General features: G+C 61.3%; 21 protein-coding genes. 17 read left to right on the top strand and 4 right to left on the bottom strand.

Annotation, left to right across the window (positions count from 1 at the left end; translation table 11 throughout):
- The first annotated feature begins 17 nt into the window (after positions 1-17).
- Positions 18-638, top strand: a complete 621-nt coding sequence (locus tag F6Y09_RS15705; protein WP_152207865.1) for a LysE family translocator — start codon at positions 18-20, stop codon at positions 636-638.
- Here the strand turns inward: F6Y09_RS15705 and gltS are convergent.
- Positions 625-1836: a sodium/glutamate symporter gene (gltS, locus tag F6Y09_RS15700; RefSeq protein WP_152207864.1), complete on the bottom strand. Its 1212-nt coding sequence runs from the start codon at positions 1834-1836 to the stop codon at positions 625-627. The genes F6Y09_RS15705 and gltS overlap by 14 nt on opposite strands.
- 297 nt (positions 1837-2133) lie before the next feature.
- Between gltS and F6Y09_RS15695 the strand changes: the two genes are divergently transcribed.
- Positions 2134-2403 carry a hypothetical protein gene (locus F6Y09_RS15695; RefSeq protein WP_152207863.1) on the top strand — a complete coding sequence of 90 codons (270 nt, stop codon included), beginning with the start codon at positions 2134-2136 and terminating at the stop codon, positions 2401-2403.
- On the opposite strand, the gene F6Y09_RS15690 is transcribed toward F6Y09_RS15695, so the two are convergent.
- Genes F6Y09_RS15690 through F6Y09_RS15680 form a run of 3 tightly spaced genes read right to left on the bottom strand, consistent with a single transcriptional unit; the run spans position 2390 to position 6757 of the window.
- Positions 2390-3616, bottom strand: a complete 1227-nt coding sequence (locus F6Y09_RS15690; protein ID WP_152207862.1) for an efflux RND transporter periplasmic adaptor subunit — start codon at positions 3614-3616, stop codon at positions 2390-2392. The genes F6Y09_RS15695 and F6Y09_RS15690 overlap by 14 nt on opposite strands.
- Positions 3617-3636: 20 nt before the next feature.
- Positions 3637-6030, bottom strand: coding sequence for an ABC transporter permease (locus F6Y09_RS15685; protein WP_152207861.1), 2394 nt, complete (start codon positions 6028-6030; stop codon positions 3637-3639).
- Between the two features lie 4 nt (positions 6031-6034).
- A complete protein-coding gene (locus tag F6Y09_RS15680) occupies positions 6035-6757 on the bottom strand; it encodes an ABC transporter ATP-binding protein (protein WP_152207860.1) in 723 nt (240 codons plus the stop codon).
- Between the two features lie 256 nt (positions 6758-7013).
- Here F6Y09_RS15680 and F6Y09_RS15675 point away from each other — a divergent pair, with 256 nt between their 5' ends.
- From F6Y09_RS15675 to nuoN, 15 genes are all read left to right on the top strand, one after another.
- Positions 7014-7487 (top strand): ion channel, encoded by a 474-nt coding sequence (locus F6Y09_RS15675; protein WP_152207859.1) that lies wholly within the window; start codon positions 7014-7016, stop codon positions 7485-7487.
- A gap of 24 nt (positions 7488-7511) precedes the next feature.
- Complete coding sequence (locus tag F6Y09_RS15670) at positions 7512-7670, top strand: YgaP family membrane protein (protein WP_152207910.1); 159 nt, start codon at positions 7512-7514, stop codon at positions 7668-7670.
- Positions 7671-7882: 212 nt separating this feature from the next.
- The gene (gene ndhC / locus F6Y09_RS15665; RefSeq protein ID WP_152207858.1) at positions 7883-8299 is read left to right on the top strand and encodes an NADH-quinone oxidoreductase subunit A; all 417 of its coding nucleotides are present in this window, start codon (positions 7883-7885) and stop codon (positions 8297-8299) included.
- Positions 8300-8371: 72 nt separating this feature from the next.
- Positions 8372-9049, top strand: coding sequence for an NADH-quinone oxidoreductase subunit B (locus tag F6Y09_RS15660; RefSeq protein WP_152207857.1), 678 nt, complete (start codon positions 8372-8374; stop codon positions 9047-9049).
- 65 nt (positions 9050-9114) lie between these two features.
- Positions 9115-10887 carry an NADH-quinone oxidoreductase subunit C/D gene (gene nuoC / locus F6Y09_RS15655; RefSeq protein ID WP_152207856.1) on the top strand — a complete coding sequence of 591 codons (1773 nt, stop codon included), beginning with the start codon at positions 9115-9117 and terminating at the stop codon, positions 10885-10887.
- A gap of 2 nt (positions 10888-10889) precedes the next feature.
- On the top strand, positions 10890-11402 hold the full coding sequence (gene nuoE / locus F6Y09_RS15650) for an NADH-quinone oxidoreductase subunit NuoE (protein ID WP_152207855.1): 513 nt from the start codon (positions 10890-10892) through the stop codon (positions 11400-11402).
- On the top strand, positions 11399-12781 hold the full coding sequence (gene nuoF / locus F6Y09_RS15645) for an NADH-quinone oxidoreductase subunit NuoF (RefSeq protein ID WP_152207854.1): 1383 nt from the start codon (positions 11399-11401) through the stop codon (positions 12779-12781). The genes nuoE and nuoF overlap by 4 nt, the downstream gene beginning before the upstream one ends.
- A gap of 18 nt (positions 12782-12799) precedes the next feature.
- Positions 12800-15517 carry an NADH-quinone oxidoreductase subunit NuoG gene (gene nuoG, locus F6Y09_RS15640; protein WP_152207853.1) on the top strand — a complete coding sequence of 906 codons (2718 nt, stop codon included), beginning with the start codon at positions 12800-12802 and terminating at the stop codon, positions 15515-15517.
- Positions 15514-16491 carry an NADH-quinone oxidoreductase subunit NuoH gene (nuoH, locus tag F6Y09_RS15635; RefSeq protein ID WP_152207852.1) on the top strand — a complete coding sequence of 326 codons (978 nt, stop codon included), beginning with the start codon at positions 15514-15516 and terminating at the stop codon, positions 16489-16491. Before nuoG ends, nuoH begins: the two co-directional genes overlap by 4 nt.
- Before the next feature lie 9 nt (positions 16492-16500).
- Positions 16501-17085 carry an NADH-quinone oxidoreductase subunit NuoI gene (gene nuoI, locus F6Y09_RS15630; protein ID WP_152207851.1) on the top strand — a complete coding sequence of 195 codons (585 nt, stop codon included), beginning with the start codon at positions 16501-16503 and terminating at the stop codon, positions 17083-17085.
- An 18-nt stretch (positions 17086-17103) separates the two neighbouring features.
- Entirely contained in the window at positions 17104-17658 is a 555-nt protein-coding gene (gene nuoJ / locus F6Y09_RS15625) for an NADH-quinone oxidoreductase subunit J (protein WP_152207850.1), read from the top strand.
- On the top strand, positions 17655-17963 hold the full coding sequence (nuoK, locus tag F6Y09_RS15620; protein WP_152207849.1) for an NADH-quinone oxidoreductase subunit NuoK: 309 nt from the start codon (positions 17655-17657) through the stop codon (positions 17961-17963). Before nuoJ ends, nuoK begins: the two co-directional genes overlap by 4 nt.
- Positions 17960-19828 (top strand): NADH-quinone oxidoreductase subunit L, encoded by a 1869-nt coding sequence (gene nuoL, locus F6Y09_RS15615; protein WP_152207848.1) that lies wholly within the window; start codon positions 17960-17962, stop codon positions 19826-19828. The genes nuoK and nuoL overlap by 4 nt, the downstream gene beginning before the upstream one ends.
- Positions 19825-21357, top strand: coding sequence for an NADH-quinone oxidoreductase subunit M (gene nuoM, locus F6Y09_RS15610; protein WP_152207847.1), 1533 nt, complete (start codon positions 19825-19827; stop codon positions 21355-21357). Before nuoL ends, nuoM begins: the two co-directional genes overlap by 4 nt.
- A complete protein-coding gene (gene nuoN, locus F6Y09_RS15605; protein ID WP_246180564.1) occupies positions 21354-22793 on the top strand; it encodes an NADH-quinone oxidoreductase subunit NuoN in 1440 nt (479 codons plus the stop codon). The genes nuoM and nuoN overlap by 4 nt, the downstream gene beginning before the upstream one ends.
- Positions 22794-22859: the final 66 nt, after the last annotated feature.

Below are 22859 nucleotides of genomic sequence, written 5' to 3'. Positions count from 1 at the left end.
AAAAGGATCAATCCCCGATGACCCTGGCCACCTGGCTAACCGTTGTGACAATCTGCGTACTTGGCGCCATGTCCCCGGGGCCGTCACTGGCCCTTGTTCTGAAGCAGACGCTCACCGGCGGTCGCCGTAACGGCATGATTACTGCTCTCACCCACGGCCTTGGCGTGGGTATTTACGCCTTTCTGAGCATTCTCGGCCTGGCTGCCATCATTACCGCTTCCCCGGTGGCCTTTTCGGTTCTGCAATGGGGCGGTGCGGCCTACCTGGCATGGCTTGGGGTGAAGGGTTTGATGGCAAAACCCCAGGGCGAGGCCCCGTTACCGGAAGCTCCTACCACCGCGAGTGCCGCCAGGGACGGGTTTCTGGTTGTGCTTCTGAACCCGAAGATCGCGGTATTTTTCCTGGCGCTGTTCAGTCAGGTCGTGGGCACTGATACCGGCATGCTTGCCAGGTTCGGCTATGCCGCCACGGCTATGGTCATTGACGGAGGCTGGTATCTGTTCGTCACCTGGCTGTTCTCGAACCCGCGCTGGCTTCACTTGCTGCGCCAGAACACCATCTGGTTCGAGCGCATCTTCGGCGCGGTGCTGGTAGGACTGGCTGGCCGCCTGGTGTTTGGCATTCTCAATGGGAAGTAGTGGTCATCCATCGGTAATCCAGCCCTAGCAGGAGCTGTACCAGACTCGCGTTGGCGATATCGATAAAGAAAGCCCCCAGCAAGGGGATGACCAGATAGGCCTTGGGGCTGGGGCCGAAACGGTTGGTCAGGGCGTTCATGTTGGCGATGCCCACGGGGGTTGCGCCCAGACCCATGCCGATAAAGCCTGAAGAGATACAGGCTGCATCATAGCTCCGGCCGAGCATTGGGAATACGACAAAAATAGTTAACAGGGTGATGACAATCGCCTGCATCACCATCACCAGGCTGATCAGGCCGAAGGCGCCCTGCAGGGAAAGGAGTGGAAGGCTGATCAGGCTCATACCGAGAAAAAGCTGAAGGCTCAGGTCGCCAGCCAGCTGAATTGGTCGATAATCGATGTTGATGCGGCACAGTTCAAGGCCGTTGGTCAGCAAGATGCCCAGGAACATGGCAGTCAGGAACGCCGGTAAACGGATGCCAACGTCGGAAAGCCACCCATAAACGGTGGCGCCGAGGGCAAAGCACAGGGCAATAAGCAGCACGGCGGTCAACACGCTGTTCAGCTCAATGATGTAAGTGATGTTCTGCCCGGACTCTATGTGCGGAAGCTCGGGCGTTCGCTCTTCTGAATGCAGATTGTTCCGGCGGATAAGCCACGCCCCCACCGGTCCACCAATCAGCCCGCCTGAGATCAGGCCCGCGGTTGCGAAGGTCATGCCCATGGAGCTTGCGTTGGTCAGATCAAAGTGCTCCTCGAACAGCTGGCCCCAGGTGATGGCGGTGCCATGCCCGCCTGCCAACGATACACTGCCTCCAATCAGGCCTAAAAGAGGGCTTTCACCAGCGGCCAGGGCCATCAGGGTCCCGGTCAGGTTCTGAATCAACAACAGCACTACCGCCAGCCCCAGCAGGATGGCTAGCGCCTTACCACCTTCAAGCATCTGGCGCAGGCGTGCGGAGAGTCCTATGGTGCTGAAAAACGTGATCAGAAGCAGGTCCCGCACCTGGAGATCAAACCGGATCTCGCGGTCCGTGGTCGCCTCGATGACAGCTACTAACGAGCTTATAAGCAGGCCGCCGGAGACTGCCGGGGGGATGTTGTAGGTATGCAAGAAGCCGACTTTCCGGTTGATATGGAACCCGAGCCATAATGCGATGATCGCAATTGCTGCCGTTACTGGCGTGTTTATCAGCATTAACGCAGCTTCCCTGGCGAGTGCTTGCCTCAAGCCTAGCAGTACGACAATCAGGGAAGCAATTAGCCACCCGTCTGGCCCAATCCTTGCTATGGTATGCTTTGGTCACGCTCCCTCAAAAGCTTCGAAAAATTGATAAATTTTTGTATTTTATTATATTTTTTTAAATTTTATGTGAGATAGAATTCCAGGGATCTTCCACATTTATTTGGATAGGGCTCTGATATGGCGGCTCAAAAAGGAAGTAATACCTGCTCAGCCACCGCCCGAGAAACGGCACGAACTCCAGGAGCCTTCATGGCAGCGGCAATCTTCATTTATACAAGGCTTTATCCTGGTACCAACGTCTTTTCAGTGCAGCTGGTCGTCGCCATGGTGCTTATGCCCGATGCCCACGATACCTTAGCGGAACCGCAGAAGAGCCGTCCGGCTCAGGCGGGATTCTGCCAGGCGGCGGAAACGGTCGTTGACTCACGTCGAGAGCTCCAGCCTGTTCAGGCCATATGTCAGGGACGACAAATTTCCGGGCAGTCGGATCTGCAAGGATCAAGTGTCAATTACTTGTGACCGGAAACCTGACTTGAATTCGGTCACCATCACTGAGCTCCCTCCCGGGATGGCGGACCACCTGATCGCCTTCCTCCAGCCCGCTTTTTACCACCGTCATCAGGCCATTACTCTGGCCGGTTTCCACCGTCTGCATCACTGCCCGGCCGTCTTTAACCACAAAGGTGGTGGGCTGGTCATTGTGCTGGAAGATCGCGGATGCCGGGGCCTGGAGCACGTCTGAGGACTGCCACAGGATGAACTCGGCATCCACGCGGTATCCGTCCCCCAGCATTTCCCAGCGCTCTCGGGGGGTGACCATATCCGCTATGACCCTGACGCGCTGCTCTTCCACGCCGAGAGCAGAGACATCCTCAAACCCCACGGGTTCGACGCGGCGAACCACCGCGTCCAGTACCGTACCACCCCAGCCGTCGAGCCGCGTTTCAACGCCGGGCGCCAGTTTAACCGCATCGAAGCTGAGCACATCCACCACCACTTCCAGGGCGCCCGGGTCGCCAAGCTCAAGGATGGCCTCCCCAGCCTGGATGACCCCTTCGCTTTTGCGGAGAATGCCCAGAACGTGGCCGTTGACTGGCGAACGCACCGCTATCTTCTCCGCTGGTTTTTCGCCTTCGGACCGCGCCGCGGAAACCTCAAGCCGGGTTCGGGCTGCAGCCAGTTCGTGGGCAGCGACTTCTTCATCAAAGCGGGCGGATCGCAGAATGGCCTGGGTGCGGGCGGCGGTAGACTGGGCCTGTTGCAGGCGCTCGCGGGATATGAAATCCGAACGATCAAGGCTACGCAGTCGCTGATACTCTGTTTCAGCCAGTTCGGCGTCAGCCGCCGCCGCCTGGGTTTTCTGGCGGACGGAGTTCAGGGCCGAGCGCGCGGCCTCGATTCTCGCTTCTGCTTCGGCCCGACTGCGGGCGTCCAGGACACTGGCTGGCATCGGGTCCACCTCGGTCAGTAACTCGCCGGGAATCACCGGATCGCCCACGTCGAGCTCAACCCGGTGCAGATAACCGGTAACCGGCGAGGAGACCACATAACGGTCTTTCACCCGGGTTTTGCCTTCCTCAAGGATGGTGACTTGCATGGGACCCCGGTGCACCGTTGCCAGGTCTACCCACACCGGCTCCGGTCGCAGTACATAAGCCACCACAACGATGGCCAGCACCCCAAGGACCGACCAGAACATCCATTTGCCAGCCATGTGTTTACCCTCTGCCATTACCGATTTCCTTGCTCAGATTATTCCCGGGTTTTCAGGACTGCCACCAGGTCCAGGTTGCGCAGGCGCCACCAGGTAATGAATCCGGATACCAGGGCAGACACGATCACCACATTAGCCGCCAGAGCCAGCGTTCTGCCGCTGATAATCAAGGGTACCCGGTACAGTTCGGTTTGCATCATCGTCACCACCAGGCTGGCCAGCCCGTGACCAATGGCCCAGCCCAGGGGTATCCCCAGTATCAGCAGGATGGCCAGCTCACCCAGAAGAATATGGGCCACTTCGTTGTGGCTGTAGCCCAACACTCTCAGGCTCGCCAGGTCCCGCCCGCGCTCGGCCAGGGAAATCCGTACGGTGTTGTAGATCACGCCGAAGGCGATGATGCCACCGAGCACACTGATGACCCAGGTAAAGGTAAGGAACGTTTTTGCCAGGGTCTCGAAAAAACTGTCCAGCATTGCCTGGCGGACATTGAGGGCCATCACCCTTGGGGTGTCCCGCAGGTCACGATACACGGTTTCCGCCTGGTCCGGGTCCAGGTTCATCAGCACCTGGTTGACCACCGCCCCATCCTTCAGCGCCCGATTCATGGCCGCCAGGTTCATATAGGCACCCACGCCCAGGAACTCGCTGGTCACTCCGGCAACCTGCAGGTCCAGCACCGGACGCTCGGCTTCCAGTACCTTCACCTGAACAGTGTCGCCGGCGGCGAGTCCCAGCCGTGTCGCCAGGAAATCGGTCAGCAACAGCCCTGCCGGGGGTATTGGAACCTGATTGAGGTGTTCGTCCACCACGAACTGCAGTCGGGCCTGGTCCGGAATTCCCGTCAAAGCGGTGCGCCACTGTCGATGACTATTGACCAATTCCACGGCCACTACGCGCCGGCCCTCGACATAACGCACACCCGGCTGACGTGCCATGCCATACATCGCAGACTGATGCACCGGGTCGGTCAGGCTGACGGTCAGGTCCTGTTGCTGAACCTTGGCAAACTGGGTGTATACCATCAGGGAGACCGAGCTGAACTGGAAGTTGCCCACCATGACAATGGCGGTTGCCATGGCGATGCCTGTCACCGACAGGGCGGCGCGGGCCGGGCGCCGTGCCAGCTGCCGGACGATCATGCGGGAGGGCTGGCTGAAGCGTATCCACGACAACAGGCGCTCTGCGAGGGTCACCTGATAACTGGCCGGGGCTTCCGGCCGCATGGCTTCCGCCGGCGGCAGGGAAGCGGCATGGTGAATGGCCCGCCAGCCCCCAAGCCAGGCTACCAAAAGAGTCAGCAGACCCAGCAGCAATAGCCACCAGGGGCTGATGCGGAACAGCAATTCCGGAAACCGGTAGAATTCCATATAGAGCACGCCCAGGGCCCGGCCCAGCCACAGGCCAGCAGCCGTCCCAATCGCGTAGCCGATCAGGGCGATCGCGAGTACCAGCTGGCTGTAATGCCAGCCAATCTGCCAGTTGCCATAACCAAAGGCCTTCAAGACCGCAATGATGTCCCGCTGGGTGCTGATCAACCGGGTGATCACCACATTGAGCAGGAACATGGCGACGGCCATGAAGATGGTCGGAAATACCAGTGCCATGGTTTTCAGCTGGTTCAGCTCGTCGCTCAGGAAGCGGTGGGAAAACTGGTCTTCCCGGGCGTAGGCGCCGGTGCTCCCGTAAGGGGCCAGCAACCGGTCGAGCAAGTCGATCACACCGGCCACCGGAAAGGACGGGTCTACCTGCAATACCAGACTGTTGAAGGCCCCGCGCATGTCCATGGCTGACGCCAACGCTTCCTCGGGCATCCAGAGCACGCCGTATCGATCATAGTCAGGCAGCATCGCGCCGGGAGGAATGACATAAATGAACTCCGGTGACTCGACAATGCCTACTATGGTGAGGGTCTGACGGCGGCCGTTGATGATGGCGCCCAGCTGGTCGCCCGGACGGAGGTCGTGAGCGTCGGCAAAGCTGCCGATCACTGCGACCTCGTCGCTATGGGCGGCATGGGGCAAACGCCCGTTGCGCAGAAAGATGCGGTTGACGTCTGGCTGGCCGACCGGCGGCAGCGAGACCAGGCGCGCGGATGCCGGATCACTGAAACCAGGCACCTCAAGCTTGGCCACGCCCTCTACCCGCCCGCTCAGGCGGGTAACGCCGGGAAGGTCTGCCGCCCGTTGTAATACATGCCGCGGCGCGCGCTTCAAGTCGGCGAATACATCAGCAAACTGATGTTCCTGGTAATACTGCTCGCGGGTGGCTGTAAGCGAGGAATAGTTCACCAGCGACAGCAGGCACACTGCAATGCCGCCCGCGATCACCAGGGCGATGGCCAGGGTCTGACCCCGCATCTGCCACAGTTCGCGGCGCAGTTTGGTGTGCAGAGTGCTGAGGTGAAGAGTGCTGGTGCGAAAGAATGACATGGCGTCACCAGCTCAGGGTCCGCGGGTCCTGCCGCGTTGAATTGCGGTATTCGCCGCTGATGGTGCCATCAGACAGCGTGATAACCCGATCCGCCATCTGTGCAATAGAGACGTTGTGGGTGATGATCACGGTCGTGGTTCCGGTCTCCTGGTTGGCGGTATCCAGGGCGGCCAGTACCAGTACGCCAGTGGCGGAATCCAGCGCACCGGTGGGTTCGTCGCAGAGCAATACCTTCGGGCGCTTGGCAATGGCCCGGGCGATAGCCACCCTTTGCTGCTCGCCTCCGGACAGCTGGGCGGGGAAATGGTCCATGCGGTTTGCCAGTCCCACCAGGTCCAGTGCTGCCTCCGGGCTCATCGGATTGCGCGCGATTTCGGTGACGGCAATAACGTTTTCCCGAGCTGTCAGACTCGGTATCAGGTTGTAGAACTGAAACACGAATCCGACGTAGTTCCGGCGATAACGGGTCAGGTCCCGATCCCTGGCCTTGGTTAAATCAATGTCCTGGTATTTCACCTCACCACTGGTCGGCACGTCGAGCCCGCCAAGAATGTTGAGCAGGGTGGATTTGCCAGACCCGGAAGCACCCAGCATCACCACCAGTTCACCTGCGAAAAGATCCAGGTTCACGCCCCGCAAGGCATGCACCTCGACCTCCCCCTGACGATAGGTCTTGGTGAGTCCCGAGGTGTGAAATACCGGTAGGTCGGAGGTTGGTCTATTCATGTATTCGGTCGTCGCCCGGAATCAGGTGGCCGTGGCCGAAATCGGCGCAGTCTTATCGGCGGTGAAGGTTATAGTACAAACTGTCATCATAGACTTCTTTGTCTTGAATCAGGTGGTGGCATACTGATGCTTATGATGTGCACCTCAGACTGAATGGAGTACGTTGAATTGACATTGGGCCCGGTGGAGCTTCATGTTTACCTGCACAGGTTGGGTTCGAGGGGGTAAACGTTATACTCGAAGCACGGAGTAAGGCATGAGTGAACTTCTGGTGGGCGGTGAGCTGACTGTGGTGTTAGTCACAGCACTGGTAGTAGGTTTGGTTGTTGTCTTTCATTTCGAAGTCATTCAGCTGCTGAACCGTTTTTGTCCCAGTCGGCAACTCTCGTCATCGCGGCAGTTCCGAAACCGGCCCATTATACTCGGAAACATGTTCGCACTGCTCATGGCCCATGTGGTCGAGATCTGGCTGTTTGGCGCGGCGTTCTGGTACCTTCTGGATCACGGTGACTATGGCACCATTACCGGTTACTCCCACCTCAGCTTGCTGGACAGTGTTTATTTTTCCGCGGCCACCTATACAACTGCAGGGTGGGGGGATCTGGTGGCATCCGGGCATGTCCGGTTTCTGGCAGGTACAGAAGCGTTGGTGGGGTTCATGATGATTACCTGGTCAGCCTCGTTCAGTTATCTGATCATGGCCCGGGCCTGGGGTAGCGACGATGATTGATCTTCATGGTCAGCTGTTGTAGGTATTGTACTTGTCGCCCTGGTCTTGATCGGCCCACAGAGTGCCCCACAGAGTGCCTGGGGCTGGATAGGCATTATTCCGCTGGCCACCGCCCTGGTTGGCCGTTGCCCAGCTTACTCATTGTTTGGCATAAAAACCTGCAAAGCAAAGTCTGCCCGATAACTAGGGAGAAATGCTGCCACGCCCCCGGCCGGAAATTCCGGAGTGTCCGGACAGGTCGGGGGTGAGGGGTAGTTGAGCCGGCTCAGGTGATTCATTATCACCGTTCATTATTTGCGCAATCGCCGATCCACTGTTAGGTTTTTAGACAGGTCTTCATCCTTTAGCACCACCGGTTTTCTCAGCGGCAGCCGCTACGCTGCCAGGGAGAGCGCATGGCTGATACTGTCACTGACTTGCTGGCCCGCTACTGGGCCACCGGTTTCTTTATTGTTGCCACGCTGGGCCTTTGTGCCTTTATGGTGGGCGCTTCCAGCGTGCTGGGAGGCCGCAGTCAGGGTGTCAGCAAATCCCTCCCGTTCGAGTCAGGCATCGTCGGCACCGGCGATGCCCGCCAGCGTTTTTCCGTCAAATTCTATCTGGTTGCGATGTTGTTTGTGATCTTCGATATTGAGGCCGTTTTCCTGTTTGCCTGGGCCATTGTCATCCCCGACGTGGGCTGGACCGGGTTTTGGGGCGCGACGGTTTTTATCCTGATTTTGCTGGCCGGCCTGCTTTATGACAGTCGTACCGGCGCCCTGGACTGGGCGCCGGAATCATCCAACGGCAGGCCCCGTAGTCCGGCAGGCTGATCTAACGTACCCGAATACGGCGCGGCCCGGCGGTGGGTTCACCGTTGGGACCAGCGCCCCTGGAGGCGCAACATGTCTTACACCCTGACCAGGGCAGAGCAATCGCCGAAAGGCGACAGCCGCTACCCAACAGGTCGCCAGGAGCCGTCGAAGGACCCGCTCAAGCGACAGCTTGAGCGCAATGTGTTTACTGGCAAGCTCAGCGAGGTACTCAACTCCGCGGTGAACTGGGGCCGCAAGAACTCCCTGTGGCCCTACAATTTCGGGCTGTCCTGCTGCTATGTGGAGATGACTACCGCGTTCACTTCGCCCCATGACATCGCGCGCTTCGGCTCCGAGGTGATCCGGGCCTCGCCCCGGCAGGCGGATTTCATCGTCATTGCTGGCACCTGCTTCATCAAGATGGCACCGGTGATCCAGCAGTTATACGACCAGATGCTGGAACCCAAGTGGGTGATCTCCATGGGTTCCTGCGCCAATTCGGGCGGTATGTACGACATCTACTCGGTAGTGCAGGGGGTGGACAAGTTCCTGCCGGTGGATGTGTATGTACCCGGTTGCCCGCCCCGGCCCGAGGCTTTCCTGCAGGGATTGCAGTTGCTGCAGGATTCGATCCAGGAGGAGCGCCGACCCCTGTCCTGGGTGGTGGGCGATCAGGGCGTCTATCGGGCCGAGATGCCGTCCCAGCGGGGAATGTGGCGTGATCAGCGCATCCAGACCACGGAGCTGAGACCACCGGACAAGCTCTGACCCGGTCGCTGTCGATTCACCACGGCGTTGGCCCACAACTGGTTATCAGGAGTTGAATCACGAGCATGAACCTGGATTACGTCAGTACCCCGGCCACCGCCGGTGACAACCTGGCCGACATCCTGAGAAGGGAATTCGGTGACCGTGTGCTCCACGAGCAGCACACCCACACCGGTATGCCCGTGATCTGGATCACCCGGGACGCATTGAAGGATGTGCTCGGTTATCTGAAAAGCCTGACCGCGCCCTTCAACCTGCTTTACGATCTTTCTGCTGTCGACGAGCGGCTGCGCAGCGACCGCCAAGGGTTGCCACCGGCCGACTTCACGGTGTTCTATCAGCTGCTGTCTATCACCCGCAACGCGGACGTCATGCTGAAAGTGGCCCTCACGGCCGATGACCTGAGCCTGCCCACCGTGACCGGAGTCTTTCCCGTGGCTAACTGGTACGAGCGGGAGGTCTGGGACATGTTCGGCATCACCTTTGCCGGTCATCCCCACCTGGCGCGTATTCTCATGCCACTGACCTGGTCTGGCCACCCCCTGCGCAAGGACTACCCGGCCCGGGCCACGGAGTTTGATCCCTATACCCTGACGGTGGAGGGCCAGAGTGTGGAGCAGGAAGCCATGCGGTTCGAGCCGGAAGCCTGGGGTATGGAGCGGGAGCGGGATGGGGCCGAGTTCATGTTCCTCAACCTGGGCCCCAACCACCCCTCTGCCCATGGCGCTTTTCGCCTCGTGCTGCAACTGGATGGCGAGGAGATTGTCGACTGCGTGCCGGACATTGGCTATCACCACCGGGGCGCGGAGAAGATGGCTGAACGTCAGTCCTGGCACAGCTTTATTCCCTACACCGACCGCATCGACTACACCGGCGGGGTGATGAACAACCTGCCTTATGTGCTGGCGGTAGAAAAACTGGCCGGTATCGAAGTACCGTGCCGGGTGAAGGTGATCCGGGTGATGATGGCGGAAATGTTCCGCATCACCAGCCACCTGCTGTTCCTGGGCACCTACCTGCAGGATTTGGGGGCCATGAGTCCGGTGTTCTTCACCTTCAGCGACCGGCAGCGGGGCTATGAGGTGATCGAAGGCATTACCGGCTTTCGCATGCACCCGGCCTGGTACCGCATCGGTGGCGTCATGCAGGATCTGCCCCAGGGCTGGGAGAAGCTGATGCAGGGCTTCCTCGACTGGATGCCAGCACGGCTGAAAGAGTACGAGCGGGCGATGATGGAAAACGCCATTGTCCGCGAGCGCACCCGCCATGTGGCCGCTTTCAACACCGCCGAGGCGCTGGAGTGGGGTGTCACCGGGCCCAACCTGCGGGCTACCGGTTGCAACTTCGACCTGCGCAAGCAACGACCCTATTCCGGTTATGAGCAGTTCGATTTCGAGGTGCCCCTGGGCCACAACGGCGACGTGTTCGACCGGGGCCAGCTGCGTATTGAGGAGATGCGCCAAAGCCTGAGGATTATCCAGCAATGTGTGGATCATATGCCGGCCGGCGACTACAAGGCGGACCATCCGCTGACCACGCCGCCGCCCCGGGAGCGCATGTTGCAGCACATCGAGACCCTGATCACCCACTTCCTGCAGGTGTCCTGGGGGCCGGTGCTCAAGCCCCAGGAATCCTTGCAGATGGTGGAGGCCACCAAGGGCATCAACAGTTACTACCTGACCAGTGACGGCAACACCATGAGTTACCGCACCCGCATCCGCACGCCGAGTTTTCCGCATCTGCAGCAGATACCGGCGGTGATGCGCGGGGGGTTCGTACCGGATCTGATTGCCCACCTGGGCAGTATCGACTTCGTGATGGCAGACGTGGACCGCTGACGATGGCAACGACACCACAGACAACCGGATTGATCGGCTCCGACGGTTTCCATCTGCATCCGGCAGACGAGGCCGCGATGCTGGAAGAAATGGCGCACTACGAACAGCCCCAGGCGGCCTGTATCGAGGCCCTGAAGATTGTTCAACGTCGTCACGGCTGGGTGCCGGATGAGGCCATTGTCGCCATCGCCCGGGTGCTGGGCATTGGCCCGGCGGCCGTGGAAGGCGTCGCGACCTTCTACAGTCTGATCTTCCGCCAGCCGGTGGGGCGCCACGTGGTATTGGTCTGCGACAGCAGTTCCTGTTTCCTGACCGGGTTCGATGAACTGAAGCGGGCGCTGGTGAGCCAGTTGGGAATTGATTACGGCCAGACCACCGACGATGACCGCTTCACCCTGTTGCCGGTGTGCTGCCTGGGCGCCTGCGATGGTGCACCGGCCCTGATGATTGACGCTGACACCTACGGCCCGGTGTCAGCGGGCGATCTGCCGGACCTGCTGGAGGGATACCCATGAGGCAGGCCATTCCCGGCCAGCGTGATTCGAGGCGCTATCGTAGCCGGCTGCTGCAGCCGGAGGCGGAACGCCACGCCGATACCCACCCGCTGACCTGGCGGCTGCGGGACGATGGCGAAGCGGTCTGGCTGGACGATTACCTGCGCAAGGATGGTTATCAGTCGGTTCGCAAGGCCTTGGACGACGGCGATCCGCAGGCCGTTATCGCCTCCATGAAGGCGGCCAATGTGCGTGGCCGCGGCGGCGGCGGCTTCTCCACTGGGCTGAAGTGGAGCCTGACCCTGCAGGGGGGCGAGATGCCCCGGGGCTACCTGGTCTGCAACGCCGACGAGATGGAGCCCGGCACCTTCAAGGACCGGCTGCTGATGGAGCAACAACCGCACCTGTTGATCGAGGGGATGATCCTCGGTGCCTATGCCAATAATTCCTGTTACGGCTACATCTTTCTGCGGGGCGAATACGTGGAGTCAGCCCGGGTGCTGAATCTGGCCCTGGACGAGGCTCGGGAGGCGGGTTGGTTGGGCGCGGACATCAACGGCAGCGGCTTCGATTTTGACATTGCCGTACACACCGGAGCCGGACGCTACATCTGTGGCGAGGAGACCGCGCTGATCAACTCTCTGGAAGGCAAACGCGCCAACCCCCGGGCCAAACCGCCGTTCCCCGGCCAGTCCGGGGCCTGGGGCAAGCCTTCGGTGGTCAACAATGTGGAAACTCTGTGCAATGTGCCGGCGGTGATCCTTAACGGCGCCGACTGGTACCAGACACTCTCCGGCGGTCGCACCGATGACGGCGGCACCAAGCTTTACGGCATTTCCGGTCCGGTGGAAAACCCCGGCCTGTGGGAACTGCCCATGGGTACCACCGGTGCTGAGATCCTCGAGCGGGCGGGGGGCATGTGCGGGAACCGGCAGCTCAAGGCCTGGCTGCCCGGCGGCGCCAGTACCGGGTTTCTGTTACCCGAGCATCTCCAGCTGCCGCTGGATTTCGACACCGTAGGGAAGGAAGGCAGTCGCCTCGGCACCGGCCTGCTGACCGTGGTGCCGGACCATCAGAGCATGGTGGCGCTGATGCGCAACCTGGAGGAATTCTTCGCCCGGGAGTCCTGCGGCTGGTGCACCCCCTGCCGGGACGGCCTGCCCTGGGTGGTAAAACTGCTGCAGGCCCTGGAATGGGGTGAAGGCGAGGAAGGGGATATCGAGCTGCTGGACAAGCTGGCGGCGGACTGCGGCCCGGGGCTGACCTTCTGTGCCCATGCGCCCGGTGCCGCCATGCCGCTGCAGACTGCGTTGAAACATTTCCGGCATGAGTTTGAGCAGGGCGTCAGAAAGCCCGGAAGCAAGGCCCACCAGGATCCGATTCCGGTTGGGGAAGTCTGAATAAGGATAGGCAGGATCATGGCAACGATTCATGTGGATGGACAAAGCTATACGGTCAACGGAGCCCATAACCTGCTTCAGGCCTGCCTGTCCCTGGGCCTGGACATCCCCTATTTCTGCTGGCACCCCGCCATGGGCAGTGTCGGTGCCTGTCGCCAGTGTGCTGTGCGCCAGTACAAGGACCAGGAGGATGACCAGGGCATGCTGGTGATGTCCTGCATGACGCCAGCGGCGGACCAGACCCGGATTGATATCCACGACGAGGAGGCGAAGGCCTTCCGTGCCAGTGTGGTGGAATGGCTGATGATCAATCACCCCCATGACTGCCCGGTCTGTGAGGAGGGCGGCCATTGCCACCTGCAGGACATGACGGTGATGACCGGCCACGACCGCCGTCGGTACCGGTTCCGCAAGCGTACCCGTCGCAACCAGTACCTGGGGCCGTTCATTGCCCACGAGATGAACCGGTGCATTACCTGTTACCGCTGCGTGCGCTTCTACAATGACTATGCCGGCGGCATCGACCTGGGCGCCTTTGGCACCAAGGACAATGTCTATTTCGGCCGCTATCAGGAGGGCATTCTGGAGAGCCCATTCGCCGGCAATCTCACCGAAGTGTGCCCCACCGGTGTGTTCACTGACCAGAGCCATTCCGATCGTTACACCCGCAAGTGGGACCTGCAGTTTGCCCCCGGCATCTGCCACCAGTGCTCGATGGGTTGCAATATCAGCCCGGGCGAACGCTATGGCGAGTTGCGCCGGATCGAGAACCGCTACCATGGTGAGGTAAACGGTTATTTCCTCTGTGACCGTGGCCGTTTTGGGTACGGTTACGTGAACCGGTCCGACCGGCCCCGCCTGCCGGAGTGGCGGGAATCGCCGGACAGCGAGTCGGTCAGTTTTGACGTGGACGATGCCTTGGCCCGGGTTAGCGACGCGTTGCACCACGCCCGCCGGGTCATTGGTATCGGCTCGCCCCGGGCCAGCCTGGAGAGCAATCATCAGTTGCAGATGCTGGTAGGGAAAGAAAATTTCTCCACCGGCATTGAAGCCCGGGAACAGGCCTGCCTGGAATTGATGAATGACCTGCAACGCAACGCCGGCCTGCCAACCCCGTCACCCCGGGAGATTGAAGACCACGACGCCGTGCTGGTGCTGGGGGAGAACCCGGTGCAGAGTGCTGGTCGTCTGGGCCTGAACCTGCGTCAGGCGGTCCTTTTCCGCCGTGAAGCACTGGGCCAGGCCATCGGTGTCCCGGCCTGGAACGCCGAGGCCCTCAAGACCCTGGCCCAGGACCGCTGCCACCCGCTGTTTATCGCCTGGCCCGCGCCCACGGACCTGGATGATGTGGCCGAGTTCCGCCATGCCCTGGGACCTGACGGTATTGCGCAACTCGGCTTTGCCGTGGCCCATGCCATTGACCCGGCTGCTCCGGCAGTAGGAGATTTGCCGCCCGGTATAGCCGAAGCCGCTGAACGCATTGCCACAGCGCTGATGGCGGCAGAACGACCGCTGGTGGTCAGCGGCGGCTCGCTCTGGTCCGAGGCGGTGCTTGAGGCCGCCGGCAATATTGCCCGGGCCCTGTCCCGGCGGGCGAAACGGGGAGGGCTGATATTGATCCGGCGGGAGGCCAACAGCACCGGGCTTGCCCTGATGGGCGGCCAACCCCTGGATTGGGCCCTGGACGAACTGGCCCAGGGCAGCGCCAACGCCCTGGTGGTGCTGGAAAACGACCTTTATCAGCGCTTGCCCTCCCAAAGGGTGGATGCGGCACTGGCACGGGCAGAGATCCGCATTGTGCTGGACCATCAGCGCACAGCGACAACCGCCCGCGCAAACTTCCTGTTACCCGCTGCCAGCTTCGCCGAGTCCGATGGCACCCTGGTGAACCTGGAGGGCCGGGCGCAACGCTTCTTTCAGGTGTACGACCCAACTTATCTGCGGCCGGAAACCCGAATTCACGAAAGCTGGCGCTGGTTGCACGCCCTGACCGTGAACCTGCGGGGCGAGAAGACCAGCGACATTAACCTGGATACCGTCGTTCGGGCCTGTGCCGAAGCTCATCCGGCGTTGGCCGGCATGGTTGACGCGGCACCGGGATCAAACTACCGGATTGACGGCTTGCGGTTGGCCCGGGAGCCACACCGGTACAGCGGCCGCACCTCCATGCGAGCGAATCAGAATGTCAGTGAGCCGCGGGTGCCCCAGGATCCGGATTCGGCCTTTGCTTATTCCATGGAGGGTTACAGCGGTCACCGAGAGCCCCGGCAGCAGGTGCCTTTTGCCTGGGCTCCAGGGTGGAATTCGCCTCAGGCCTGGAACAAGTTCACCGATGAGGTGGGTGGGCACCTGCGCGGCGGTGACCCCGGGGTACGACTGATTCACCCAGAACCCGGACAGGGCTGCTACCGCCAGCCCCCTCAAAACTCCGAAGGCACTGATGTCCTGCGGGCCCTGATCCTGCCCCGGCTGTTCGGGGGCGAGGAAACTTCCGCCCTGGCGACGCCCATCCAGCAGAGGACAGACGCGCCCTCTGTCGTCCTGAACCCTGACGATGCCCGTCGTTTGGCGGTGGCAACCGGAGACATCGTGAACATCGGTGAGGGGCCGGCGGTGCCGGTGCTGGAGCAGCAAGACTGGCCCGCGGGCTGGGCAGGTCTGCCGGCCGGATTGATCGCGGGATTGCTGCCGGGGAAGTCCATCACACTGCACAAGGCAGCGGGAGGTGAGCCATGAGCTGGTGGACCCCGCAACTGGCCGCCATCCTCTGGGGCATGTTCCAGGCCCTGGTCATCCTGCTTGGCGCAGTACTACTGGGCGCTGCCTTGACCGTGGTGGAGCGCCGCCTGCTCGGGCTTTGGCAGGACCGTTACGGGCCCAACCGGGTAGGGCCTTTCGGCACCCTGCAACTGGTGGCCGACATGATCAAGATCTTTTTCAAGGAAGACTGGGTACCGCCCTTTGCCGACCGGCCGCTATTCGTGCTGGCGCCGATTATTGCGTTCGCTTCTCTGCTGCTGTCGTTCGTGATCATCCCGATTACCCCCGGCTGGGGCGTGGCGGACATGCACATCGGGTTGCTGTTCTTCCTGGCCATGGCGGGCATCAATGTGTATGCGGTGTTGCTGGGCGGCTGGGCCAGCGGCAACAAATACGCCCTGCTGGGCGCCATGCGAGCCTCGGCCCAGACCCTGTCCTACGAGGTGTTCATGGGACTGTCGTTAATGGGGGTGGTGGCCATGGCCGGGTCGTTCAACCTGCGGGATATCGTCAACGCCCAGGAAGGCTTCTGGTACATCATTCCCCAGTTCTTCGGATTCGCCACTTTCCTGATCGCCGGTATTGCGGTCACTCACCGGCACCCCTTCGACCAGCCGGAGGCAGAGCAGGAGCTGGCGGACGGCTATCACGTTGAATACTCCGGCATGAAATTCGGCCTGTTCTTCATTGGCGAGTATGTGGGCATGGTTCTGGTGTCGGCGCTGATCGTGACGCTGTTCTTTGGCGGCTGGCACGGCCCCTGGCTGCCACCGATCCTGTGGTTTGCGCTCAAGACCGGCTTCTTCCTGATGTTGTTCATCCTGCTACGGGCGTCACTGCCCCGACCCCGCTATGATCGGGTGATGAGCTTTGGCTGGAAGGTCTGTCTGCCGCTGACGTTGATCAACTTACTGGCAACCGGAGCGGTGATGCTCCTGGTTGCCTCATAAGGAGGGCTTATGGGTAAAACCAGCGTCCCGGTCACCAGAACGCTTCTCTCTAAGTCTTTTCTGCGGCTGGTACCGGCCACCTGGTCTCAGCTGCGCACCCTGGGCATGGTTTTCATGCACAGCTTCCGCAAGCGGGAGACGGTGAACTACCCGGAACAGCAAGTCTATCTGCCACCCCGCTATCGGGGCCGCATCGTGCTGACCCGTGACCCGGACGGTGAGGAGCGCTGCGTGGCCTGCAACCTTTGCGCGGTGGCCTGCCCGGTGGATTGCATCTCGCTGCAAAAGGGGGAACAGGAAGATGGCCGCTGGTACCCGGAGTTCTTCCGCATCAATTTTTCCCGCTGCATCTTTTGCGGCATGTGCGAGGAAGCCTGCCCCACCTCCGCCATTCAGCTGACACCGGATTTCGAGATGGGCGAATACGATCGCCAGCAACTGGTGTACGAAAAAGAGGACCTGCTGATCAATGGCCCCGGCAAGGACCATGACTACCATTTCTACAAGGTGGCGGGCCTGGCCATTGGTGGCAAGGACAAAGGCGAGGCCCGCAACGAGGAGGCCCCGGAAGATGTGCGTACCCTGCTGCCCTGACCGGACAAGGAGACCCTGATGGAACTGGCTTTCTATCTCAGTGGCCTGGTGGCAGTGCTGGCCACCGTTGGGGTGATCACTGGCACCAGCCCGGTGCATGCGGTGGTGTACCTGATCGTCTCGCTGATTGCGGTGGCGCTGGTGTTCTTTGCCCTGGGTGCGCCCTTCGCCGGTGCCCTGGAAATCATCGTCTACGCTGGGGCGATCATGGTGCTGTTTGTGTTCGTGGTGATGATGCTCAACCTCAGGCCGGACGCGGAATACGACCAGATCTTATCGCACCCCCGCTACTGGGCAGGGCCGACGCTGCTGGTACTGGTACTGCTGGGCGCTCTGGTGGCGCTGGTGAGCCAGGGCGGTTTGGAAAAGGTCATCGATGGCGAACTGCTCACCGCCCGGTCGGTGGCACTGACCCTGTTCGGGCCATGGCTGATAGTGGTGGAGCTGGCGGCCATCCTGCTGTTGGCGGCGCTGGTTACCGCCTCCCATGTGGGCCGGCGCAGCAACCCCCTGCGCAAACTTCGCAGCCCTCCTAACGCTCCCAGCTCTCCCGATCGCGGAGGCAACTCATGACGGGTATCCCCATGGAACATGGACTGATCCTGGCCGCCATCCTGTTCAGCCTCGGGCTGCTGGGGCTGATGCTACGCCGCAACATGCTGTTTGTGCTGATGAGCCTGGAAGTGATGCTTAATTCTGCCGCGCTGGCCTTCGTGGTGGGCGCCACGGCCTGGAATCAGCCGGAGGGGCAGGCCATGTTCCTGCTGGTGATCACTCTGGCGGCAGCGGAGGCCAGTGTCGGGCTGGCGTTGATGATCCAGCTCTACCCGCGGTTCCGGTCCCTTAACCTCGATGCGGCCAGCAGGATGCGTGGATGATGGCATTGGCGGTAATTCTCTCGTTCCTGTTTCCCCTGGCGGGTACGCTGATCCTTGCCTTTTCCGCCGGACGTCTGGGCGCCGGGGCCAGTTCGTTCATCGGAGTGGGCAGCGTCGGGCTGGCCGCACTGGCGACTGCATGGTTGGTGATGACGCACTCCGGGGACAGCGAAGTCGTGACCCTGTGGACCTGGATCAGGGTGGGGGACTTCCAGCCCACCATTGGCCTGGCGGTGGATAGCCTCGCCCTGGTGATGATGTCGGTGATCACCGGCGTGGGCTTTCTGATCCATTTGTTTGCGGCCTGGTACATGACAGGAGAGGTCGGCATTACCCGTTTTTACGCCTGGATGAACTTGTTCGTTTTCAGCATGATGCTGTTGGTGCTGGGGGACAACCTGCTGTTGCTGTTCCTGGGCTGGGAAGGTGTCGGCTTGTGTAGCTACGGGCTGATCGGCTACTACTACCAGAACAGCGCCAACGGCCAGGCGGCCTTCAAGGCTTTTGTGGTGACCCGTATCGGCGATGTGTTCCTGGCCCTGGGACTGTTCCTGATCTTCATGGAGCTCGGCACCCTGGATATCGCCACGGTGCTGGATCAGGCTCCGCAAGCCTGGGCGCAGGGCAGTACCACCGCCAACCTGGCGGCCCTGCTGGTGCTTGGTGGCGCCCTGGGCAAGTCGGCACAGGTGCCGCTGCACACCTGGCTGCCGGATGCCATGGCCGGGCCCACTCCGGTGTCGGCACTCATCCACGCCGCCACCATGGTCACCGCCGGGGTCTATCTGATTGTCCGCCTGAACGGTCTGTTTTTGCTGGCGCCGGGCGTGCTCCTGCTGGTGGGGGTAATTGGCGCGGTGTCCTTGCTGCTGGCAGCGTTTGCGGCCCTGGCCCAGACCGATATCAAACGGGTACTGGCCTATTCCACCATGAGTCAGATCGGCTATATGTTCCTGGCTTTGGGGGTAGGGGCCTTTGATGCCGCTATCTTCCACCTGGTGACTCATGCCTTCTTCAAGGCTCTGCTCTTCCTGTCGGCCGGGGCAGTAATCATCAGCTGCCACCATGAGCAGGACATGCGTCACCTTGGCGGTCTCTGGCGCAAACTGCCGGTGGCTTACGGCGGCTTCCTTGTGGGGGGCGCTGCACTGGTGGCGTTGCCATTGGTCAGTGCCGGCTTCTTCAGCAAGGACGAAATTCTGTGGCAGGCCATGGCGGCGGACCAGACCGGGTTGCTACTGGTAGGCCTGCTGGGCGCAGTGCTTACCGGACTCTATACCGTGCGGCTGATTCTCGGCACCTTCCACGGTGAGCCCGGCAGCGACCATGCCCGCCACCCGGAGCCCGGTCGCAACCTTTTGACCCATCACCTGCCATTAGTGGTGCTGGCAATGCTTTCCACCTTTATCGGAGCGTGGCTTTATCCTGGGCTGGGAGAAATGTTTCCCACCGCGCCCGGGGAGACTACCGACTCCGGTCACACGCTGTTGCAAGTGCTGGCCATAGGCGCGGCCATCGCCGGCCTGTTGCTGGCGGTGTGGCTGTTTCTGTGGCAACGGGACTGGCTTGCCGAAAGGACCCGGCAGGGCATGGGTGCGCGCATCTGGACCCTGTGGCACCACGCCTGGGGCTTTGATGCCCTGTTCGACCGGCTGTTGGCGCGGCCCTGGCAACTGCTGGTGAAATACCTGCGGGTCGATCTGGTGAATCTGGCGATGAACTTGCCGGCGCTGACAGCACGAATGCTGAACGCAGGCCTGGTGCGCAGTCAGAACGGTCGGGTGCGCAGCTATGCTCTGGTGATGGTCTTCGGGGTGACGGTGATCCTGTTGACGCTGGCGTTGCTGCCGGGAGAGGTCCCATGATCCTGGTGTGGCTGATTCTGATTCCCTTTCTGGGGGGACTTTTGTGCTGGCAGGCTGAGCGGTGGGGAGATCAGGCACCCCGCTGGATCGCCCTGGGTACCATGCTGTTCGTGCTGGTCATCAGCGTGGTGGTATGGCTGACCGACGATGTCAGTCTGCCGGTCGCTGGTGGCGGCCAGTGGATGCTGGAATGGCGAGCGCCCTGGATTCCCCGTTTCGGCATCGAGATTCATCTGGCGATGGACGGTCTGTCGTTGATCCTGGTGGCGCTGACCGGATTCCTCGGTGCCCTGGCGGTACTTTGCTCCTGGCACGAAATTGCCCATCGGGTGGGTTTCTTCCACCTGAATCTGCTGTTCATCCTCGGCGGGGTGGTGGGCGTGTTCCTGGCGCTGGATTTGTTCCTGTTCTTCCTGTTCTGGGAAATGATGCTGGTGCCGATGTACTTCCTGATCGCCCTCTGGGGCCACAGCGGCTCGGCGGGACAGACCCGTATTCGCGCGGCCACCCGTTTCTTCATCTATACCCAGGCCAGCGGCCTGCTGATGCTGGTGTCGATTGTTGCGCTGGTGTTTGTGCATTTAAGCAACACCGGAGAGCTGTCCTTCAGCTATGACACCCTGCGGGGAACCGACATCCCGGACGCCCTGGCGCCGTGGCTGATGCTGGGGTTCTTTGTCGCTTTTGCGGTGAAACTGCCGGTAGTGCCCTTCCATGGCTGGCTGCCGGACGCCCACGCCCAGGCGCCCACTGCCGGCAGCGTCGACCTGGCCGGCATTCTGCTGAAAACCGCGGCTTATGGCATTCTGCGGTTCGCGCTGCCGCTGTTCCCGGAGGAGTCCCAGGCCTTCGCGCCGGTGGCCATGACCCTGGGGCTGGTGGGGGTTATCTATGGGGCGGTGCTGGCGTGTGGCCAGCAGGACATCAAGCGGCTGATCGCCTACACCAGCATCTCCCACATGGGTTTCGTGCTGATCGCCCTGTACTCCGGCTCGGAACTGGCGATCCAGGGGGCCATCGTACTGATGGTGGCCCATGCCCTCTCAAGCGCCGGGCTGTTTATTCTCAGCGGCCAGCTGTACGAACGTATCCACACCCGTGACATGCGTATGATGGGTGGCTTGTGGGGGCGCATACCGGTATTACCCGGCTTTACCGTGTGTTTTGTCGCCGCGTCCCTGGGCATGCCCGCTACCGCCAACTTCGTGGGGGAGTTCATGATCCTGTTCGGCACCTTCCCCGGCGCGCCGGTCGTAGTGGTGATTGCCAGCGCAGGCCTGGTGCTGGCGGCCATCTATTCCCTGCTGCTGATGCAGCGGGTGCACTTTGGCTCCGAATACCGCCCGGGGCCGCTGGCCGGGCCTGATGTCCGGGAATACGGCATGCTGCTGGTGCTGCTGGTACTGACGCTGGTGGTAGGGCTCTATCCGCAACCCCTGCTGGATACCACCGCCGCCGTAGCTGCTCCCGTCTCGCAACTGTTCACCGACAGTGCAGATCTGGCAGCTCGGGCGGGAGAGGTGAACTGATGCTGACCCTGGCAAACCTTATCGCCCTGCTGCCGCTGATTGTAGTCGGCACTACGGCCGTGGTGATCATGTTGGGCGTGGCCTGGCAGCGGAATCACGGACTTACCGCGGTGCTATCCGCCGCCGGCCTGGTGCTGGCCCTGATTTGCGTGCCGGTGGCCGCCACGGCGCTGAGCTCGCCACCGCTGATGATCATGGATGACCTCGCCGTCATGGGCAGTGTACTGGTGTTGTTGTGCGCACTGGTGACGGTGGCCCTGAGTCATCACTACCTGACCGGCTACATCGGCCCCCGGGAGGAGTTCTACCTGCTGCTGATGTGCGCGGTCACCGGGGCTTTGGGGCTGGTGGCCAGCAACCACCTGGCTACCCTGTTCATCAGCCTGGAACTGCTGTCGATGCCGCTCTACGGCATGCTTGCCTACAGTTTTCGGGCAGAACGGTCGCTGGAGGCCGGCATCAAATACCTGATCCTGTCCGCTGCGGCCACCGCCTTTCTATTGTTCGGTATGGCGCTGATTTACGCCCGCACCGGTCGCCTGGATCTGGCCAGCCTGGCAGGGTTGGCAACCAGCTTCGATGTGTGGACCCTGGCCGGGGCGGTGCTGATGCTGGTCGGTCTCGGTTTCAAGCTCTCCATCATACCTTTCCATCTGTGGACCCCGGACGTCTACCAGGGTGGGCCCGCGCCGGCCACCATCTTCCTCGCCACGGTCAGCAAGCTGGCGGTGTTCGTGCTGTTGCTGCGCCTGGTGATGGTAGCGCCGGTTTTCGATAGCAACTGGCTTCGGACCCTTGTTACCGTACTGGCGTTGCTGACCATGCTGGGCGGTAACTTGCTGGCGTTATTCCAGTCCAACCTGAAGCGCCTGCTGGGCTACTCCTCAATTGCCCATTTTGGTTACCTGATGGTGGCAATCGTCGTGGGGGGCACGCTGGCAGTCGAAACTGTTGGGGTCTACCTGATTACCTACCTGGTCACCACTCTGGCGGCCTTTGGCGTGGTCACCCAGCTATCCAGCCCCTTCAGGGGTGAGGACGCAGCCGGGCTGCACCACTACCGTGGCCTGTTCTGGCGCCGGCCCTGGCTGGCTGCAGTGATGACAGTGAGCTTCCTGTCCCTGGCGGGTATTCCTCTCACTGCCGGCTTTATCGGCAAATTCTACGTGTTGGCCCTGGGCGTTTCCGAGAGCCGCTGGTGGCTGGTGGGTGGTATCGTGGCGGGCAGCGCCATTGGCCTGTTCTATTACCTGCGCGTTATGGTCACACTCTACCTGCCCGAACCCGGTATGCGCCGGCGAGACGCCACCAATGACTGGGGCAGCCGGATCGGTGGCCTGACGTTACTGGTCGTCGCCGTGTTAATCCTGGTTTTGGGGGTTTATCCTACGCCCATGATTGACTGGGTGGCGGGGTTATCAACCCTGCCACGCTGAGTGCCTGGAACTCAGTTATGAGGGTTGTGAGACAGAGCTTGCCGATGCTCTGGACTGTCCAATTGA

This window comes from Marinobacter changyiensis (assembly GCF_009193265.1).
Lineage (GTDB): Bacteria > Pseudomonadota > Gammaproteobacteria > Pseudomonadales > Oleiphilaceae > Marinobacter > Marinobacter changyiensis.
This window is presented reverse-complemented; position numbering and strand designations above follow the sequence as displayed.

What these genes read in the sequence shown, in the direction of transcription:
- F6Y09_RS15705 (WP_152207865.1), top strand. Translation starts at nt 18, where the DNA reads ATGACCCTGGCCACCTGGCTAACCGTTGTGACAATCTGCGTACTTGGC.
- gltS (WP_152207864.1), bottom strand. Translation starts at nt 1,836, where the DNA reads ATGCTGATAAACACGCCAGTAACGGCAGCAATTGCGATCATCGCATTA.
- F6Y09_RS15695 (WP_152207863.1), top strand. Translation starts at nt 2,134, where the DNA reads ATGGCAGCGGCAATCTTCATTTATACAAGGCTTTATCCTGGTACCAAC.
- F6Y09_RS15690 (WP_152207862.1), bottom strand. Translation starts at nt 3,616, where the DNA reads ATGGCAGAGGGTAAACACATGGCTGGCAAATGGATGTTCTGGTCGGTC.
- F6Y09_RS15685 (WP_152207861.1), bottom strand. Translation starts at nt 6,030, where the DNA reads ATGTCATTCTTTCGCACCAGCACTCTTCACCTCAGCACTCTGCACACC.
- F6Y09_RS15680 (WP_152207860.1), bottom strand. Translation starts at nt 6,757, where the DNA reads ATGAATAGACCAACCTCCGACCTACCGGTATTTCACACCTCGGGACTC.
- F6Y09_RS15675 (WP_152207859.1), top strand. Translation starts at nt 7,014, where the DNA reads ATGAGTGAACTTCTGGTGGGCGGTGAGCTGACTGTGGTGTTAGTCACA.
- ndhC (WP_152207858.1), top strand. Translation starts at nt 7,883, where the DNA reads ATGGCTGATACTGTCACTGACTTGCTGGCCCGCTACTGGGCCACCGGT.
- F6Y09_RS15660 (WP_152207857.1), top strand. Translation starts at nt 8,372, where the DNA reads ATGTCTTACACCCTGACCAGGGCAGAGCAATCGCCGAAAGGCGACAGC.
- nuoC (WP_152207856.1), top strand. Translation starts at nt 9,115, where the DNA reads ATGAACCTGGATTACGTCAGTACCCCGGCCACCGCCGGTGACAACCTG.
- nuoE (WP_152207855.1), top strand. Translation starts at nt 10,890, where the DNA reads ATGGCAACGACACCACAGACAACCGGATTGATCGGCTCCGACGGTTTC.
- nuoF (WP_152207854.1), top strand. Translation starts at nt 11,399, where the DNA reads ATGAGGCAGGCCATTCCCGGCCAGCGTGATTCGAGGCGCTATCGTAGC.
- nuoG (WP_152207853.1), top strand. Translation starts at nt 12,800, where the DNA reads ATGGCAACGATTCATGTGGATGGACAAAGCTATACGGTCAACGGAGCC.
- nuoH (WP_152207852.1), top strand. Translation starts at nt 15,514, where the DNA reads ATGAGCTGGTGGACCCCGCAACTGGCCGCCATCCTCTGGGGCATGTTC.
- nuoI (WP_152207851.1), top strand. Translation starts at nt 16,501, where the DNA reads ATGGGTAAAACCAGCGTCCCGGTCACCAGAACGCTTCTCTCTAAGTCT.
- nuoJ (WP_152207850.1), top strand. Translation starts at nt 17,104, where the DNA reads ATGGAACTGGCTTTCTATCTCAGTGGCCTGGTGGCAGTGCTGGCCACC.
- nuoK (WP_152207849.1), top strand. Translation starts at nt 17,655, where the DNA reads ATGACGGGTATCCCCATGGAACATGGACTGATCCTGGCCGCCATCCTG.
- nuoL (WP_152207848.1), top strand. Translation starts at nt 17,960, where the DNA reads ATGATGGCATTGGCGGTAATTCTCTCGTTCCTGTTTCCCCTGGCGGGT.
- nuoM (WP_152207847.1), top strand. Translation starts at nt 19,825, where the DNA reads ATGATCCTGGTGTGGCTGATTCTGATTCCCTTTCTGGGGGGACTTTTG.